General features: G+C 41.2%; 11 protein-coding genes. 4 read left to right on the top strand and 7 right to left on the bottom strand.

The features are described 5' to 3' along the window. Position 1: 1 nt before the first annotated feature. Positions 2–772, bottom strand: coding sequence for a Uma2 family endonuclease (locus AC559H_RS14770; RefSeq protein WP_026795863.1), 771 nt, complete (start codon positions 770–772; stop codon positions 2–4). A 552-nt stretch (positions 773–1,324) separates the two neighbouring features. Between AC559H_RS14770 and patR the strand changes: the two genes are divergently transcribed. The 3 genes from patR to AC559H_RS14755 all read left to right on the top strand — a co-directional run bounded on the left by patR (position 1,325) and on the right by AC559H_RS14755 (position 5,647). Continuing rightward, a complete protein-coding gene (gene patR, locus AC559H_RS14765; protein WP_026795862.1) occupies positions 1,325–2,380 on the top strand; it encodes a heterocyst master regulator PatR in 1,056 nt (351 codons plus the stop codon). A 170-nt stretch (positions 2,381–2,550) separates the two neighbouring features. Continuing rightward, positions 2,551–4,578, top strand: a complete 2,028-nt coding sequence (dnaK, locus tag AC559H_RS14760) for a molecular chaperone DnaK (protein WP_026785512.1) — start codon at positions 2,551–2,553, stop codon at positions 4,576–4,578. A gap of 79 nt (positions 4,579–4,657) precedes the next feature. Beyond that, the gene (locus AC559H_RS14755; protein WP_026795861.1) at positions 4,658–5,647 is read left to right on the top strand and encodes a DnaJ C-terminal domain-containing protein; all 990 of its coding nucleotides are present in this window, start codon (positions 4,658–4,660) and stop codon (positions 5,645–5,647) included. A 6-nt stretch (positions 5,648–5,653) separates the two neighbouring features. On the opposite strand, the gene fbp is transcribed toward AC559H_RS14755, so the two are convergent. The 5 genes from fbp to AC559H_RS14730 all read right to left on the bottom strand — a co-directional run bounded on the left by fbp (position 5,654) and on the right by AC559H_RS14730 (position 14,017). Beyond that, positions 5,654–6,730 (bottom strand): class 1 fructose-bisphosphatase, encoded by a 1,077-nt coding sequence (gene fbp / locus AC559H_RS14750; RefSeq protein WP_026785514.1) that lies wholly within the window; start codon positions 6,728–6,730, stop codon positions 5,654–5,656. Between the two features lie 33 nt (positions 6,731–6,763). Then, positions 6,764–7,894: a fatty acid desaturase gene (locus tag AC559H_RS14745; protein WP_237745628.1), complete on the bottom strand. Its 1,131-nt coding sequence runs from the start codon at positions 7,892–7,894 to the stop codon at positions 6,764–6,766. A 36-nt stretch (positions 7,895–7,930) separates the two neighbouring features. Continuing rightward, the gene (locus AC559H_RS14740; RefSeq protein WP_026785516.1) at positions 7,931–8,293 is read right to left on the bottom strand and encodes a rhodanese-like domain-containing protein; all 363 of its coding nucleotides are present in this window, start codon (positions 8,291–8,293) and stop codon (positions 7,931–7,933) included. 167 nt (positions 8,294–8,460) lie between these two features. Next, entirely contained in the window at positions 8,461–12,771 is a 4,311-nt protein-coding gene (locus AC559H_RS14735; protein WP_026795859.1) for a hypothetical protein, read from the bottom strand. 514 nt (positions 12,772–13,285) lie between these two features. Further along, positions 13,286–14,017, bottom strand: coding sequence for a WD40/YVTN/BNR-like repeat-containing protein (locus AC559H_RS14730; protein WP_026798534.1), 732 nt, complete (start codon positions 14,015–14,017; stop codon positions 13,286–13,288). Positions 14,018–14,110: 93 nt separating this feature from the next. Here AC559H_RS14730 and AC559H_RS14725 point away from each other — a divergent pair, with 93 nt between their 5' ends. Beyond that, positions 14,111–14,773: an IS5/IS1182 family transposase gene (locus AC559H_RS14725; protein ID WP_026793975.1), complete on the top strand. Its 663-nt coding sequence runs from the start codon at positions 14,111–14,113 to the stop codon at positions 14,771–14,773. 99 nt (positions 14,774–14,872) lie between these two features. On the opposite strand, the gene crtD is transcribed toward AC559H_RS14725, so the two are convergent. Beyond that, positions 14,873–16,393 carry a C-3',4' desaturase CrtD gene (gene crtD / locus AC559H_RS14720; protein WP_026795857.1) on the bottom strand — a complete coding sequence of 507 codons (1,521 nt, stop codon included), beginning with the start codon at positions 16,391–16,393 and terminating at the stop codon, positions 14,873–14,875. Positions 16,394–16,481: the final 88 nt, after the last annotated feature.

Here is a 16,481-nt window from a genome sequence, read left to right as displayed (position 1 = left end):
ATCAATCTTCCGGTGTAACTCCTAATGCTCGTAATTGTGCGGCTAAACGTTCTGCCCGTTGAGCTTCCATTTCTGCCCGTTGAGCTTCCATTTCTGCCCGTTCATTTCCTGTTAATAACAAATTCCCGGCACTATCCCACCAGCGTAACCAAGGCAATTCTACATTTTGATATTCACCTTGCCAAATTCCTAATTCAACACCTAGACAAGTAATGGGATAGTGTCCTCGTTCATTTTTGGGCAAAGGTTGAAAGTGATTTTCAACCAAATGATATACTTCAATACTGGATTTTTGTACTTCATAAATCCCATAAAATGCTGGATGAATGACTTGCTCATAAACCCAGAATTTACCCGGTTTTTTACCTTCTGATTCCGCCGTCCATAAAGAGGTTTTATCCCGTTCTTCCGAACCATCTCCAGAGACAAATTCTAAAACAATTAAAGGGGCCACATATTCCTGCCAAAGCACATAGGAGCGTCGCATTTGACCATTTAAACTGGGGGGAACATTAGCAACATAAAACCAATCTGGTGCTTCTGCTCCCCGTTGGGGTGGGTCAGTTATGCGCCAATAAATCCCACTATCTTGACCAATACAATAGTATCCATCGGGATGAATTTTTTGCAGAACCGGGTTAATAGAATCGGTGAGTAAAATACTTTGAGGATGTTCTTGAAAATTTTTCACAAATGTACCGTCTGAGTCGGGGAGTTGTGTATGGTCAGGTAAGTTTGTTGTGGGTTGTTCAGTGGGAAAGGTTGTTGTCATAGCAGTATTTAAAATTGGGTTAATTTTGATTCTTTTGGGTTTATTTTTAAATAAATAATCATAACTTCTTGGGGCGATTGCTATTATCATTGGTATGCGATCGCCTACTTTTGGCATCCTAATATATGGCGTGCTTGCGTAAGTCCTGTCAGATCTATAATAAGGATGGAGTGATCAAGGAGCGGTGTGAGGCAAAAATAATGCCATATTCTGAAACAGAGGTAGGAGTGGTAACGCTCCTATGGACTCTAACTGTAGAAACTCCTGGGTTTATCCAATCCGGATGGGGATTCAGTACATTGACACTCTCAGGTCTGAAGACACTGAGTTTTTAAGCTCCCAGACTTATGTTATAAGCAAGTTAACCCATATCAATCTTGATCGCAACCGTTGCCTCCTTCTCAAGAAAGGGTGCAAATGTTGAAATGTCCTGATACTGTTGATTCTTGACTTAAGTTTAGTATAAAGCCCTGGATCAATTTTTAAAGAAAAAGGGTTTTTACTCGCCGTGTCCTTGCTCCCATAAGGGATGTGTCTCCGCTAAGAGGTGTTATGAGTCCTTCTCCAAATCGTTCCTCTCGATCCAAACGTTCTTCAAGCTCAACTCCAGCTAGTGAGCCAGCCGTGCATAAGTCTCAAGATGTTTCCATTGATACACCGAACGAAAGTGAAAGTGTAACTATAGAAACGCCAGAAACCCCAGAAACGCCGGAAACCCCAGAAGATACGCCCCAGACCAGCCCTAGCACGTCTGAACCGGATCAAATAGATCAAACCGCAGAATTAGAGCCAGATGCCCTCGACTCGTTCGAGCGACTCTGGCATCGTCCGATTCCGCCCCCCAGCGAAGCCCGTCAATATCGAGCCATTGGATTAGTTCATGGCCGATATATTGCTTCTGCGGATCAGTTTACCCAGGGAACCTTACTAACCAGTGAAGGGAAACTGCTTGATGCGGTGTTATTGGGTCGAGTCATGAGTTTAGTGAAAAAACATATTGACTTAGATCAAGATCATATTTGGGTGGTTTATCCCCGTACCCGCCAAGAAGAAGATAATCTGCACGTTCAAATTATGGGGGTTTGGGAACCTCAAACCCTGAGAACCGAGGATTCTACCGACGTTACTTCTGAAACTCAATTAGCAGTATCAGAGGATAAAACCGGTGATTTAGTGAATGTTCAGCAGGGCTATTTTTCTATTCGAGGTGAGGTTGTTTATCAATCTCAAGAAGTTGAAAAGTATGTGATTGTTAAAATTCGCCAAGCTCCCCGCAAAGATAATGATAAACCTAAGTTTTTTAAACTGAAACTGATAGGAATTGCTGGGATGAGAGCCATCGGTCATTTCTGGGATTTGCACGTTCAGTTAAAAGAAGATTATTTAGTCATCCAAGAAAGCCATGATATTGGCATGATTCCGACTAAAAAACGCCGACCTCCTTTCTCGAAAGGTGGCCCCAGAAGACCATCCGGTCAAGGTCAGTTTAACACTGGATCTCATTCTCCCTATAAGCCTAAATTCTCATCGGATGAGGCGCCACCCCCGGCGCGTCGAGAACCGATTGCTAAACCGTTAAAACGGAAATCTTCTGAGGAAGAAAGCTAAAATCAGTTATCAGTTATCAGTTTTCATCAGGACAGGCTTCAGACCTGAAAGTATCAATTCTATTACCCCTTTGGGTTTCACCGCCGAGGTCAGACGTTACAATGCGTTACAACACGATAGAATAGGAGTGATCTAGCCAGAAACCATATAGACAAGGAGATAAGCAACGCATGGGCAAAGTAGTCGGCATTGACTTGGGAACAACGAACTCCGTGGTTGCGGTCATGGAGGGCGGAAAACCCGTTGTGATTGCTAACTCTGAAGGGATGCGAACCACTCCCTCCGTCGTTGGGTTTACCAAGGAAGGAGAACGCATCGTGGGACAGATGGCTAGACGACAAGCGGTTTTGAATCCCCAAAATACCTTTTATGGGGTCAAACGACTGATGGGTTGTCGCTATTCTGATCTCACTGCTGCCTCAAAACGGGTTCCCTACACGATGCGACGGGATGAAACCGATAATATTCGGATCAAATGTCCCCGGGTAAATAAGGATTTTGCCCCGGAGGAACTTTCAGCAATGATCTTAAAAAAATTAGTCGAAGAAGCGACTCGGTATTTGGGGGAAGAAATTACCGGGGCTGTAATTACGGTTCCTGCCTATTTTAATGATTCTCAAAGACAAGCTACCAGAGATGCCGGACGCATTGCCGGATTAGACGTTAAACGCATATTAAATGAACCGACGGCGGCTTCTTTAGCTTATGGTTTGGAACGGCAAGATTATGGGACTATTTTAGTTTTTGATTTAGGCGGTGGAACCTTTGATGTCTCAATTTTAGAGGTCGGGGAAGGGGTATTTGAAGTTAAATCTACCTGTGGGGATACCCAACTGGGCGGAACGGATTTTGATCAGAAAATTGTTGATTGGTTAGCGGAACAATTCCTATCAGAAGAAGCGGTGGATTTAAGACGCGATCGCCAATCTTTACAACGGTTAACAGAAGCCGCCGAAAAAGCAAAAATAGAGCTTTCTGGGGTGGGAGTTACTGATATTAATTTACCCTTTATTGCAGCCACAGAAGACGGCCCTAAACACTTGGAAATCCGCCTAACTAGAGGGGAATTTGAGGGGTTATGTGGAGATTTAATTCAACGGTTACGCCGTCCAGTAAAACAGGCTTTAGCCGATGCTGGATTAACTTCTAATGATATTGATGATGTGATCTTAGTTGGTGGTTCTACCCGAATGCCAATGGTGCAACAATTAGTGAGAAGTTTAATTGATTTAGAACCGAATCAAGGGGTTAATCCTGATGAAGTTGTGGCCGTTGGTGCGGCTATTCAAGCGGGAATTTTAGCTGGAGATGTGCGGGATATTTTATTATTAGATGTGACTCCCTTATCGTTAGGATTAGAAACTATTGGGGGGGTGATGAAAAAATTAATTCCCCGTAATACCACAATTCCCGTAAGGCGTTCTGATATTTTTTCAACATCTGAAAATAACCAAACTTTGGTAGAAGTTCATATCGTACAAGGAGAACGAGAATTAGCCGTTGATAATAAGTCTTTAGGACGGTTTAAATTAACTGGAATTCCCCCGGCGCCGCGGGGGGTTCCGCAAGTTCAAGTGGCGCTTGATATTGATGCAAATGGGATTCTACAAGTTACCGCTTTAGATAAAACCACTGGACGGGAACAAAGTGTGATTATTCAGGGAGCTTCTACCCTGTCTCAAGATGAAGTTAATCGCATGATTAAGGATGCGGAAAAATATGCAGAAGTTGACCGTTTACAACGAGAAAAAGTCGAAAAACGCAACCGCGCCCAAGCGTTAACTTATCAAGCTGAACGACAATTAAGGGAAGTAGCCCTAGATTACGGAATGCAATTTGCCCAACGTCAACGGTCAAGAATTGAAACCTTAATTCGCTCTTTAAGAGATAGTTTAGAACGGGATGATGATCGAGGAATTGATCAAATTAGTGTGGATTTACAGGACGCTTTATATGAGTTAAATCGGGAAGTTTCAGCTTTTGTGACGGAGGACGATGAAGATGATTTATTCGGTTCAATTCGCCGAACTTTTTCCGGTGAAAAACGTCGTGTTGACCCCTACGAACCTCAAACTCGCAGTTATCCCCGTTATGACCAACGTAGTAATAATGGTAGTAGTTTAGGCGGTGGTAGCGGTGTATCCCGTTCCCGTCGCTATTCTCAAACGGATAATTGGGATGATGATGATTGGTTGTAACAAACCCAGAAACCGGGTTTATTTGAGAAACCTGATTTCTGCAAACTTAAAAATCAACCCTTTAACCCAAATTTAACTTATGCAAAATTTTCGGAATTATTATCAAATTTTAGGGGTTTCCCGTGAAGCATCTGTCGATGAAATTAAGAAGGTTTATCGTAGACTAGCGAGACAATATCACCCCGACTTAAATCCTGGGGATAAGGAAGCGGAAGAAACCTTTAAAGATATTGGCGAAGCCTATAATATTCTATCCGATCCTGAAAAACGAGCGCAATATGATGATTATAGTCAATTTTGGAAACAAAAAGGGTTTCAAGATTGGCAAAAAAATGCTTTTTCAGGAATCAAAAATTGGGGAAGTCGTCGGACAATTTCTCAAACTGAAGATGTAGATTATGAAGATTTTTCGGATTTTGATACCTTTGTTGACCAATTATTAGGACGGCGGCGAGAAGTCCGAACTGTTGACCCGAAGGCGGCTCAAATGACGGCGGCTGACCCCTATAATTCTCCTCGAACAAAAGCAGTTTATAAACCGACTCCTAGGGAAACAAAACGGGATATTGAGGCGCGATTAACCTTACCTTTAGAAAAAGCCTATACCGGGGGGAAAGAACGAATTCGTTTAGAGGATGGACGGTCTTTAGAAGTGGATTTACCCCCCGGAATGGTTAAGGGTCAACAAATTAGATTAAAAAATCAAGGCGTGAATGGCGGGGATTTATTTTTAAAAATTAATATTACTCCCCATCCCTTTTTCAGAGTAGAAAAATCAGAAATTTATTGTCAAATTCCAGTCACTCCCACGGAAGCTATATTAGGAGGAGAAATTGATATTCCGACTTTAGATGGTTTGGTTAAAATGCGTTTACCTTTGGGAGTTGTCTCCGGTCAACGGTTACGATTAGCAAATAAAGGTTATCCGAATCCTCAAGGAGAAAGGGGAGACCAATTAATTGAAATTCAAGTGGTTCTCCCTAAAACTATTACTCCCCAAGAACGAGAATTGTATGAACAATTACGTCAAATTGAAACCTTTAAACCCCGTCAAAATTTAAGGTTTTAATAGAATTTACTCAAGACCTCCTTCTTGTTCCCTGCGTTTGCGATCTTCAATGAATGATTTAACTAACATTACATCCTCTTTACTACCAATAATTAAAGGGGTGCGTTGATGCAGTTTTTCGGGAATTACATCTAATATTTCTTGGGTTCCAGTTGAAGCCATTCCCCCCGCTTGTTCAATTAAAAATGCCATGGGTGCAGACTCATATAATAACCGTAATTTTCCCTCTGGTTTCTTCACAGTCCCCGGATATAAAAACACGCCCCCTTGATATAAAATTCGGTGAACATCTCCCACTAAAGCCCCACTATAACGGGCGGTATATCCTTCATGGCGATGAACATAACGAGCATAATCTCGAATGGATTCATCCCACTGCCAAAAATTCCCTTCATTCACACTATAAATCGGCCCATGATTGGGAATCTTAATATTCTCATTAGCTAGAATAAATTCTCCCAAACTAGGGTCAAGAATAAACGCATGAACCCCGGTTCCAATGGAATAAACTAGCATCGTACTGGGCCCATAAAGAATATATCCGGCGGCAATTTGTTTGCGTCCACTTTGCAATAAATCAACCGCTTTCCCATCTTCATCATTACCTTCCTGTTGACGAATCGCAAATATTGATCCGACATTTAAGTTAGTATCTAAATTGGATGAACCATCAAGGGGATCATAGAGTAAAGTATAGCGTCCAATTGGGCAGTTTTCGGGAATATAAAAGGGTTTTTCCATTTCTTCCGATGCCAAACGACAGACTAAACCGCTTTGTTTGAACACCGAAATAAACACGGAATTGGAATAAACATCCATCTGTTGTACGGACTCTCCCTGCACGTTTACGGCCCCGGTAAACCCTAACGCATCATCCACTAAACCCGACTGAGATAGGCGACGGGCGATGAGTTTTCCCGCCAATCCGATGCGATTCATTAAGGCGCTAATATCCTGAGCATCGTGGGAAAAACTATGGAGTTGTTGGAGAACATGACGGGATAAAGTTGTGCAATCTCGATCTAAGTAATATCCTTGATCAATAGCATCGGAAAAATTAGATTGAACAGATTGATCTACCATAATCAAGGGTCTCCATATTAAGGGAATTTAAACTTAGTTAATCACTGGTGCCATTTGGTTTTTAGAATTCAAAGCAGCAGCTTGACGAAATGAGCGGACTGAGATTGGACGATTGGCGTCAGAATCCCAGAGGATAAACTTAAAACAATCAGGAATATCTGAAATTCTCAGGGTTTTTACCCCGGCGAGTAAATGTATATTCTGATTATGACAAACTTCGAGGTTATAATTGGGGATTCTTTCACAAAGATGATGGATATTATGATAGCCAATATCGGCGGCAAACCATTTTAAAATCCGGGGTAATTCCAGGTAACTACTGCCCTCAATTGCACCTCGTAAATAATCCCAACCTTCGGTTTTGTGGGCGTAGGAACCCTCAAAATTATGTTGTACAAAAAACACACAAATAAACAAAGCCGCCGAACAGGTTAGGGTGATGGAATAAACTGTCCAGAAGAACACCCAGCCCAGATAATGACTGAGAATAATCCAGCCCCCAACCACACAAATATTGTTAAAAAGTAGATCCCAAAATTCACCCGTAGTATACCAATTTCTGGATTTATAGGATGAGAAACGCTGCCTGAAACTAATATTAGGATATTGTTTTAAGGAAGTTAAAACATGAACAAAAAAACCATAAGTTCCTAGAATTAATGCTAATCTGGGTTTAATTGCTAGGTAGAAAAAACCTCCTGGGAAAATCATTAATGGATGTCTAAGAACTTCATACCACCCTTGATCCGATGGACTCAGTTTAGCAAATTCCTGTGTAGAAATCAAAGCCGAGGGGCCACGATAACGTTCCCAATCCCCATTGGTTTTGTGGTGATAGGCGTGTCCTCTTGACCAGGGATATTGGGGGATGGCGTTGATGACACCAAACATAAAACCCACGACTCGATTCACCTTTTTTGAACTAAATAGGGAGTAATGTCCGCAATCGTGCATTAGGGAAAAACAACGGACTGAAAACAGGATCATTAACACCATAATCGGTGGTAGCAACCATAGGGAAATAGCCGCGGCTTTAACTGCTAAAATCCATAAGAACAGATAGGGAATAACGGTATTTAAGATTTGATAAGTTCCCCATAAATTATTACTTTTCATGTAGGGAGAAAGAACAAAATCTGACTTTTTGATTTGGGTTTCTATCATTATTTTTGAAATAATATGGATGTTTTTCTGGAGATTTTAATATCGAGGAATTTGAGAATCAACCAAAACTGAATAAGCATCAATTCCCCCATTAATATTTTTTACCTGGGTGAAACCTTTCTGAATCAACCATTGACACATTTGGGCTGATCTCATGCCATGATGACACAGAATTAGGGTTTCTTGGTGCGGGTCAAGTTGAACTAAAATTTGATCTGACCATGCACTATATTGACTTAAAGGATAGTTAATAAATCCTTCTATTTTTGCCATTTCAATTTCTTGAGGTTCCCGCACATCAATTAACTGAAGATCAGTTTCGGGAACTGTTTTAAGTAAATTTTCTAATTGTTTAACACTAATTTCTGGAATCGCTTGTGTAAAAAATTGTTCTGACATAAAAATGTACCTAATATTTGAATCAAATTCGTAGTGAGCCCTTCATGGCTCTATCATATCCGTATTAATCACCCAAATCACAAATCAACCTGCCTCTAAAACTAATTACTCTAAAACTGATAACTGTTACAGACGCGCCATGGCACGTCTCTACACTGATGACTGATTCAAAGGGAGATAATACTAGAAACTCCCCGAATATGCAACTCTACCCTGGGCTGTTCATCTCGATAGAAAACCGTGCCTCGATAATCTCCCGTGATACTATTAAAAGAAAGTTGATGACCGTCGGCGACTTCTAACATTAATTCTCCAATTCTGACTTTTCCTTGTATTCCATCGACATCAATTTGTAGGGCTTTAGAACTATAAATATCCGTCAAAAGTACCCATAAACTATTATTCCGTTTGGCTCGTTTGACTTGAATATGACCAATTTGGAAACTAAAGCCATCGGCTTCCGGCCCTAAAAGGCGGATTTTTGTGCCGGGGGGTAGACCCTGAACTTGATCGTCTATGGGGTCAGGATTCGCCTGAGAGGGGTCTGGAGCCGAGAGTTGGAGTAATTTGTGATTTTCGATTAAATCGACCCGGGGAGGGTCGGAATTGAGGGTGGCAGGGTCGATGTTCCATTCCTTCGCCCGGCGAGTAATATCTTGTTGAATTTCCTGCGCCCGAATGGGTTCGGCGACTAGGGAATATTCTTTTTGTTTGAGTTTGGTGGCTAACCAGCGTTCTTGAGCAAACTGTTTTAAAGGAGGTTCATTACTATTAAAAAATCGTTCATAAAATTTGAGAGTTGGGACTAATTCCCCAATTTTTTCTAAAGCAATTCCTACCTCAACGACCGCTAACTTTTGTCGCCAGTTGGAGACCGATAGGGCTTTTTCAATTAAAGCTAAATAGCGACCCCGAAAATCTCGGGCTTGTTCAGGGGTTAAATTAGAATGGGAAATTTGGCGGATTAGTTCAAACCTAAATAGAATTGCCTCTAGTTTACCACATTTTTCGATCGCAGCGATCGCATCAATCCAACGTTTAATTCTAATTAAATAATTAATCCAATCTCGCAGGCGATTTTGTCGTTCTAAAGCCCGTCCTAAACAATCTAAATGTTTAATCCATTGTTGATTTCCTGACTTCCCAGATTTCTCCCATTCCACAATAATTCGTTCAAAATCTAAGGCTTTTTCCAAATAGGGTAAACCTTCAGGAAATCCAGATAATTCAGCTTGAGCCAGATAATATTCTCGTTTTTGATTTGCCCCGCTTTCCTGCCAACATCGAACAGCCCGGCGTAGGTTTTTAGCCCGATAATAACAATCTCCTCCTAATTCCAAAACCCCATTATATTTAGCTTCATCTAATCCCTCTAAAACCTCTCCAAACCGTTGCCATTCTTCAGGGTCTAGGATTTTTTCCCGCATTAATATTCTAACTTGACGACTATAATCCTGTACCGCCGATTTCCAAGCCTTGACTAAGCGGTTTTCTTTAATCATTTGACTACTCAAACTTTCCTCTAAAAATTGAGTAAATTGTCGAATATTCGGTAAGGTTTTTGAGGTTTGGGCCATGAATTCTACTAAGGGTTGTTCCAAAGATTTTTTCTGGGGAAATTGATGATACCATTCCGCTAAAGCTTGCCAACACATCCCATCCCAGAAACACTCCCAAGCCTCTAATTCCTGACCTCTTTTTAGGAATAAACGCCCCGCTTCTCGAAAGCGTTTATCGAATTTTAAAGCAAAGGCTTCACATAAATCAGCTTTTTCTAAATATCCTAATTCTCGATAAAATTGTTTCGCCCGTCGGAGGTCGGCGGCATTTTTTTGATTCCGACCATTTTCTTCAAATTTTTGAGCTTGGGAGACGCGGTTATCCCGTTGTAATTCATCTAAATTATCCCCCCAACGCACTCCTCCGATATAGGTTTGCCAATGCTCCGGTTTTTTAACTTGATTTAACCAATATTCATGATAGTTGAATGATGAGGTTTCTGCTAATATTTCAACCGTCGCATATTGCCATAAACAGCGATCGCCAATTTCTGTATCAATAATTATTAAATCCGACATTCCGCGACTGGCTGCAACATAAAGTTTATTAAAAAAGTATTCCAATTCTAAGGGATGATTCCCCGTCCCTTGCACATAATCAATTAAAGGTTTTTGATTAAATTCCTTAGCAAATTGATCCCCAAATTTATATAAAATAACTAAGGGAAATTCTAATCCTTTTGCTTGAATTGCACTTAAAATATTCTTAGGGGGATGTTCTTCCGTGGCATCGGGAAATAAAGGAGATAAAAATTCATCTAGTCTAATATAGTCTAACTCCCCTCCTGCTTCACAGGGAACAATAAAAATCGGGGATTTCTGAATATGTTGTTTCAAGGATTCTGCGGAAAAATTATTCTGTTCAAAGATAAACTTTTGCGGAGTTGGAGACTCCATATAAGATTGCCAAGACTCCTGGGGTCTTAACTCTTGAATTTTGAATAAAATATGTCGCCATAGATGAATTAAATTCGTAACTTTAACAATAGAAGGACTTGATCTATAATTAGATTCAAGCTCATAAAAAGTCATGGATAAATTAAGTTGTCGGGTCGGGTCAAGGGCAGCAATAACTTGATCAAAAAAGGTCGCCTTAACACTTTCCCAGCGAAATCCCGTGGGGTTTAAGGTCTGAAACGGATCTCCCGCAAAGGCAAAGGGTAAACACCAAACCGGGGGGTATAAATCACAATGGGAAAAGATTGATAACTGCATAATTAAGCGCAGTTCTAAACTGGTAAAATCCTGGGCTTCATCGCAAAAAATAGCCGTATAAACGGGTAAATTATCCCCACTAACTTCTAAGACTTTTCTAATTAAATCTTGATCATCCCAATAGCCCTCGCGAGTGGTTAATTGATAATACCAAGGCCAAACTTGCTTATAAATTGCTTGGAAAATATCAAAAGATAAACTGCGTTCTCGTCGGGGAATTTCTTCATAATCATCGGGGGTCATATACCCTTCATTTTGTCCGGTTAGGGTATAACCTTTAATAAATGTTCTAATAATATGCCAACAAAGTTCGGGGGAATAACGACTATATCGACGGCTACACCGTTGTCTAAAATCATGAAAATTAATATATTTATCGGGATCAAATTTATCGCTTTCTTCTGGGGGAAGTAAACTTAATAAAAATTGTTGAAAGGATTTAAAACAAATATCAATCGAAGGTTTGTTTACCTGTCCATCGGTTTCTAATAAAAATTTATGGTGACTTTTGAGCAGTTTTTTTACCCCTTCTCTGGCTTTTCCTAATAATTGTTCATTATAGGTTAAAAATAAAGGATGGGGAACCGAGTTTAATCGTTGACGATGTTGTAAATAATATTTCTGATATCTATAACAATAATCGGCAAATAAATAAAATAACATAGTTGATTTACCACTCCCCGCCCGTCCATTAATAAAAACTGGTAGGGAACTATGGCTAATTTCCGGGGTAGATAACTCATGGAGAATTTTTTCTTCCTCCATTGATAAAGCCCAATTAATCCCAAATTCCTGCTCAATTTCTAACCAGATTTCCGAATCTCCTAATAAATAATCGGGATAGGAACGTCGGGTATAACGGGCTAAATCTTCTAAACTTAATTCCTGGGCTAAAACGTTAGTTGGGTTAGGGTTTTTTGAGGATGCTTCCCCATCGGTTTCTCCAGGGTTAGAATTAAACAGACGAGTGATTTGACCGACTTCCAGAATATCCTGGGAAGTGGGATAATGATTAAAGGTAGAAAGTAAAAATAAAACGCTACGGTTAGGAGTATCGGAGGTGAGAATCCAACTATAAATAATATAACGATTTTGCTCCGGTTGTCCGGCAATTTCAATTCCTAAAAAGTCAGTTGTTGTGGTTTCAATTCCTGATTTTTTCTCCACCAAACTATCCACAATGTCATAATAAGTCCGCCATTGCAGTTGAGTGTCTGGTTGTTTAAATTGTGTTACCCAAATTTCACTTTCACAAATCACCGCATCGGTGGTATTTTTAATCCAATCTGGCCCTTTTAACCAAATTTGACGTAAATCTTCGGGTAAAGTGGGGCGACGGCGAAAGGATTTTTGTTCTTCCCGTTGGGCATTAATACTATTTTCTAATTCTTTGGAATCAATTAACGAATCCAGATGACTAATTCCGTAGTCATCTGGATTTCTCAGAAATGCCTCATACTCGTTTCCTCCCCGGGGAAGAACCGCTAATAAACATAAAATCGGGTCATTATTTACCCAGAGAATTTTTCCTAGTAAACGCAAGTTCCGCACGGGTCGCTTTAAGTAGGGATAATTCCACTCAAACAGCGCCTGTACCGCCACTGTGCCTTGAGTCTTGAGGATGACGAGTAATTCCGCCACCTGACTCTGGATGCCTTGCTGTTTCGCTTGTGCGTCGAATGTCGGGGTCGTGTAAATTAGCATGACTTCGATTTTGACACAATTTCATTGATGTCGCATAAAGTCATTTTGCGTTATCGAAAAATTGGGTTTAAAACCCCGTCCTTTAGCGATAGCGGAGGACGGCTTTATATTGGTGGGTTGTCTATTGACATCTGATCCTGGTACTATTTCCAGTAACAGGAAAAGGTAAACAACCTGTCTAAAAACCTAGTTGCTTAACGGCAGAACGCTGAACCTTGACAATTGAATCTATGCGGTTCTGCTGCACAGTTCTAGTTTCCCCCAGCAGTGGGTAAAAGATTCATGGGAGCTAGGCAACCAGTTTTTGAAACAAATTTGTTTCAAGTCAAAAAAGAACTCGCAGCAGTTCGACAGGCTCACTGCGAATAGGGTAGGGCATACCCGAATTTACGCTTGGGGAGAATCCCACCTCTGGTTGAAGCACTGCAAGGCACTTTGATTAAGTGGTTTCGTTGAACCAAGAATCCCCACGCCTTTAGGCACCGGGAGTGTCAATTAACGGGAAAATATCAAATCAAGGTTGAGGTTCCCCATAAATAAATCCATTTCCCCCAGTTCCAATAAATACCCGTCCAAAACTGTTCATATCCCCGGTAATTACCATCGGGTCAGCAAAGGAGTGCATCGGATAGTCGGCAATTCTCACCCAAGTTTGACCCGCATCAATGGAACGAAAAATACCGCGTTCGCCGTTGATACGTCCATGAATAAACACGGTCGGATAGTTAGCCCCTGGTGCTGCTTTACCAAAGGTTAAAACCTGTGCTTCCTCAACCTTAGCTATGGGACTAAAATTTTGTCCAAAGTCCCTGGAGCGGTAGAGTCCTTTTTCTTTGAGACTCACCCAGACTTCCCCTGCTATTCCGGGGGCGGTTTTGACGTTGGCGCCATTCCAGATCCCACTAGGTAAGGTTTGATTGGCAATTTCCCAGGTTTCTCCCCCATTTTTGCTGCGGAGAAAATACCCCGGACGGTGATGATACATATAGAATGTATCTGCTTGTACGGAGTCCGCCGCTAAGGATTGTTGTCGGTTCCATAAATGGGTATGGGCGCCACCTCCGATTTTTTCTTGTGCAAAAAAATCAATTTTATTCCAGGTTTCCCCCCGATCTTTTGTGTAGTAAGGTAACTTATCTTGGGTGGGTTGCCAAACAATATTATCAGGATTTGTTGCAGAAACAGCTATATTAGAACTCTTGCAAAATAATTTTATGGTATTATGGTAAGTTTTGCTCAATTTCATAAAATCCTAGAGACTAACCATTCTTCACAAACTTTTGCTAAAAACTCCATAAAATGGTAAAAATTGAAAGTGAATTTAGACAATAACTCTGCGATGAACACTCAATTTTATCTAAATTTGAAACCTCATGAATTTAAACGAAGATTTGGTGTCAAGATTCAAACCTTCCAAAAAATGGTTAATGCCATAGAGCAGTTCAGGTTAGAACATCCTAAAGATAGGAGAGGACATCACACCCACCTGACTCTCCAAGAGCAAGTTTTAGTAGCCTTGGAGTATTGGCGAGAATACAGAACATATTTTCATATTGGGACAAATTGGGGAGTATCAGAATCAACTATTTGCCGAATTGTTGCTGACATTATTCAATTAGTAATTAATCAAGAAACTAAACAGATTATTTGTACAGATTTTGGAGAAGGACATTGCCACGATTTTAGCTTATTCAAAAAAAGCGAAATTCATTTTCACCCCCAAACTGATAGCTTACAAGATAGTGGCTATCAAGGAATTAAAGATTATCACTTTAATAGCTATGTACCCAAAAAGAAACCCAAAAATGGCAACCTTTCGGTCTTAGAAAAAGACTATAATCAAGATTTGGCTCATCAACGAATTGTGATTGAACACGTTAATCGGAGCCTCAAAATTTTCAGGATCTTATCGAGTCGTTATCGAAATCGTCGTCGCCGTTATGGTCTTCGTTGTAATTTGTTGTCAGCCATTTATAATTATGAGTTGACACTCTTAGTCTGAAAGTGAAAGTTTGGCATTATAGCATAGATTTTTTTTGCAAGAGGTCTATTCAAAGAGATTAGAGATCGATTCAAGTTCCTAAGAATCAGAAAATTATTATTAAGAATTAATCGCATCAATTTGACGAACAACGGTTAAAGCCGAATAGGAAACTCCGGCTGTTCCCTCTCCAGGATGGGTAGAATCTCCTACTAACCAAAGATTTTTGATCGGGGTACGATTCCCCAAACCAAAGGGCCCAAAGGTGGAAACCCGTTGACCGACTCCGCCAACAACTCCTTGATCCCGTGCGGTATAGCGTTCAAAGGTGCGAGGTGTGGCGGCTTCTTGATGCAGAATGGTTTCTGGAGTTAGGTGAAAGTAAGACCCTAAACGGGCGATCGCCTTGTCCATATATTGTTGTTTTAAACCTTGATAGTCCTGAGAATCCCACCATTGTTGGGTTTCAGTAAAACTTGAAGCGATAATCGTGGCTTGTCCGGCGGGGGCGCGTCCATCTCCGGGGTGACTTACGGAAACGAAAAGAGAATTATTTTCACCAATAGCCCCTTGATCATAGAGGAATTGTAGATGGGGCGGGCATTCTGGGGGTATGGCGATCGCTTGTACTCCTAAATAGATCACAAATGCTCCCGACGCCGGAGGAAGTTGCTTAATTCGTCGTTGATAGAGAGGTAATAAAATTGAAAATTGCCGATGATTTTTGTGGTTTTTATCTAACAATTTAATTAAGTTTTGTGGGGTAATATTAGCTACAATATGATCGGCGGTTTCATGAATAATTTCCCCAGTTTTTTGATTCCTAATTTTCACGGCGATCGCTTGATCCGGTTCTGTTTCAATGGCTTCAACGGTATGCCGCATGAATAGTTTACCCCCATCTCGTTCTAGGGCTTGGACTAGGCGATCGCTCAATACCTGCATACTGCCTTGAAGATGAGATAAACCTTGGGGTTCCTGAGAGACACCTAAAGCCGTTGCTGCGTACAATAAAGCCGTTTCTTCGGTGTCTACCTGAGAATATAACTTCAGTTGCAGATCTAAAAAGGTTTTCAGACGCCGATCACCGTCTAAATTATACAACCGTAGGGCATCAGCCACCGTCATCAGGGTAAAAGGCAGGGTAATCAAGGTATCAGGGCGAACCGCTTGGAGCAATTGCCACAGATCCCATAAATTCCCAGGAGGGAGCACGGGATCACGGGATTGAAACCGCCAACTAGCATGAAATAGGGTAGTCATTAACTGCCAAAAGGGTTCACTCCCGGGAAATTGTCGCTGTCTTTCCTGTTGCCATTTTTGGGGATCTCGCCACACCTGAATCGGTTCAGTTTCTTCGGGTAAAAAAACGGCACAAGCGGGATCACAGGGAGTCGCGGCGGGTAATTCAATTCCTAACTCCTTGAAAATACGGTGATGAATCCCACCCGGTTCGAGTCCGGCTACCTGAGTCGCTCCGACATCAAAGGTAAACCCCCGACGTTGAAAGGTAGAAGCACACCCTCCTGGGACAATTCCTTGGTCGAAGATTAAAACCGAATATCCTCGATGGGCCAACAATGCCCCGGCGGTTAATCCCCCAATTCCAGCCCCAATCACGATCACTCGTTCTGTGTTCACCTTAGTAGATCCCTAGTTACTTAATATATAGCAATCTTAAATGATTTGCGATCAGAATATAGAACCCCACCCTAGCCCTCCCCTTAGT

Source organism: Planktothrix prolifica NIVA-CYA 540, from assembly GCF_963864145.1.
In the GTDB taxonomy this organism is placed as follows: domain Bacteria; phylum Cyanobacteriota; class Cyanobacteriia; order Cyanobacteriales; family Microcoleaceae; genus Planktothrix; species Planktothrix agardhii.
This window is presented reverse-complemented; position numbering and strand designations above follow the sequence as displayed.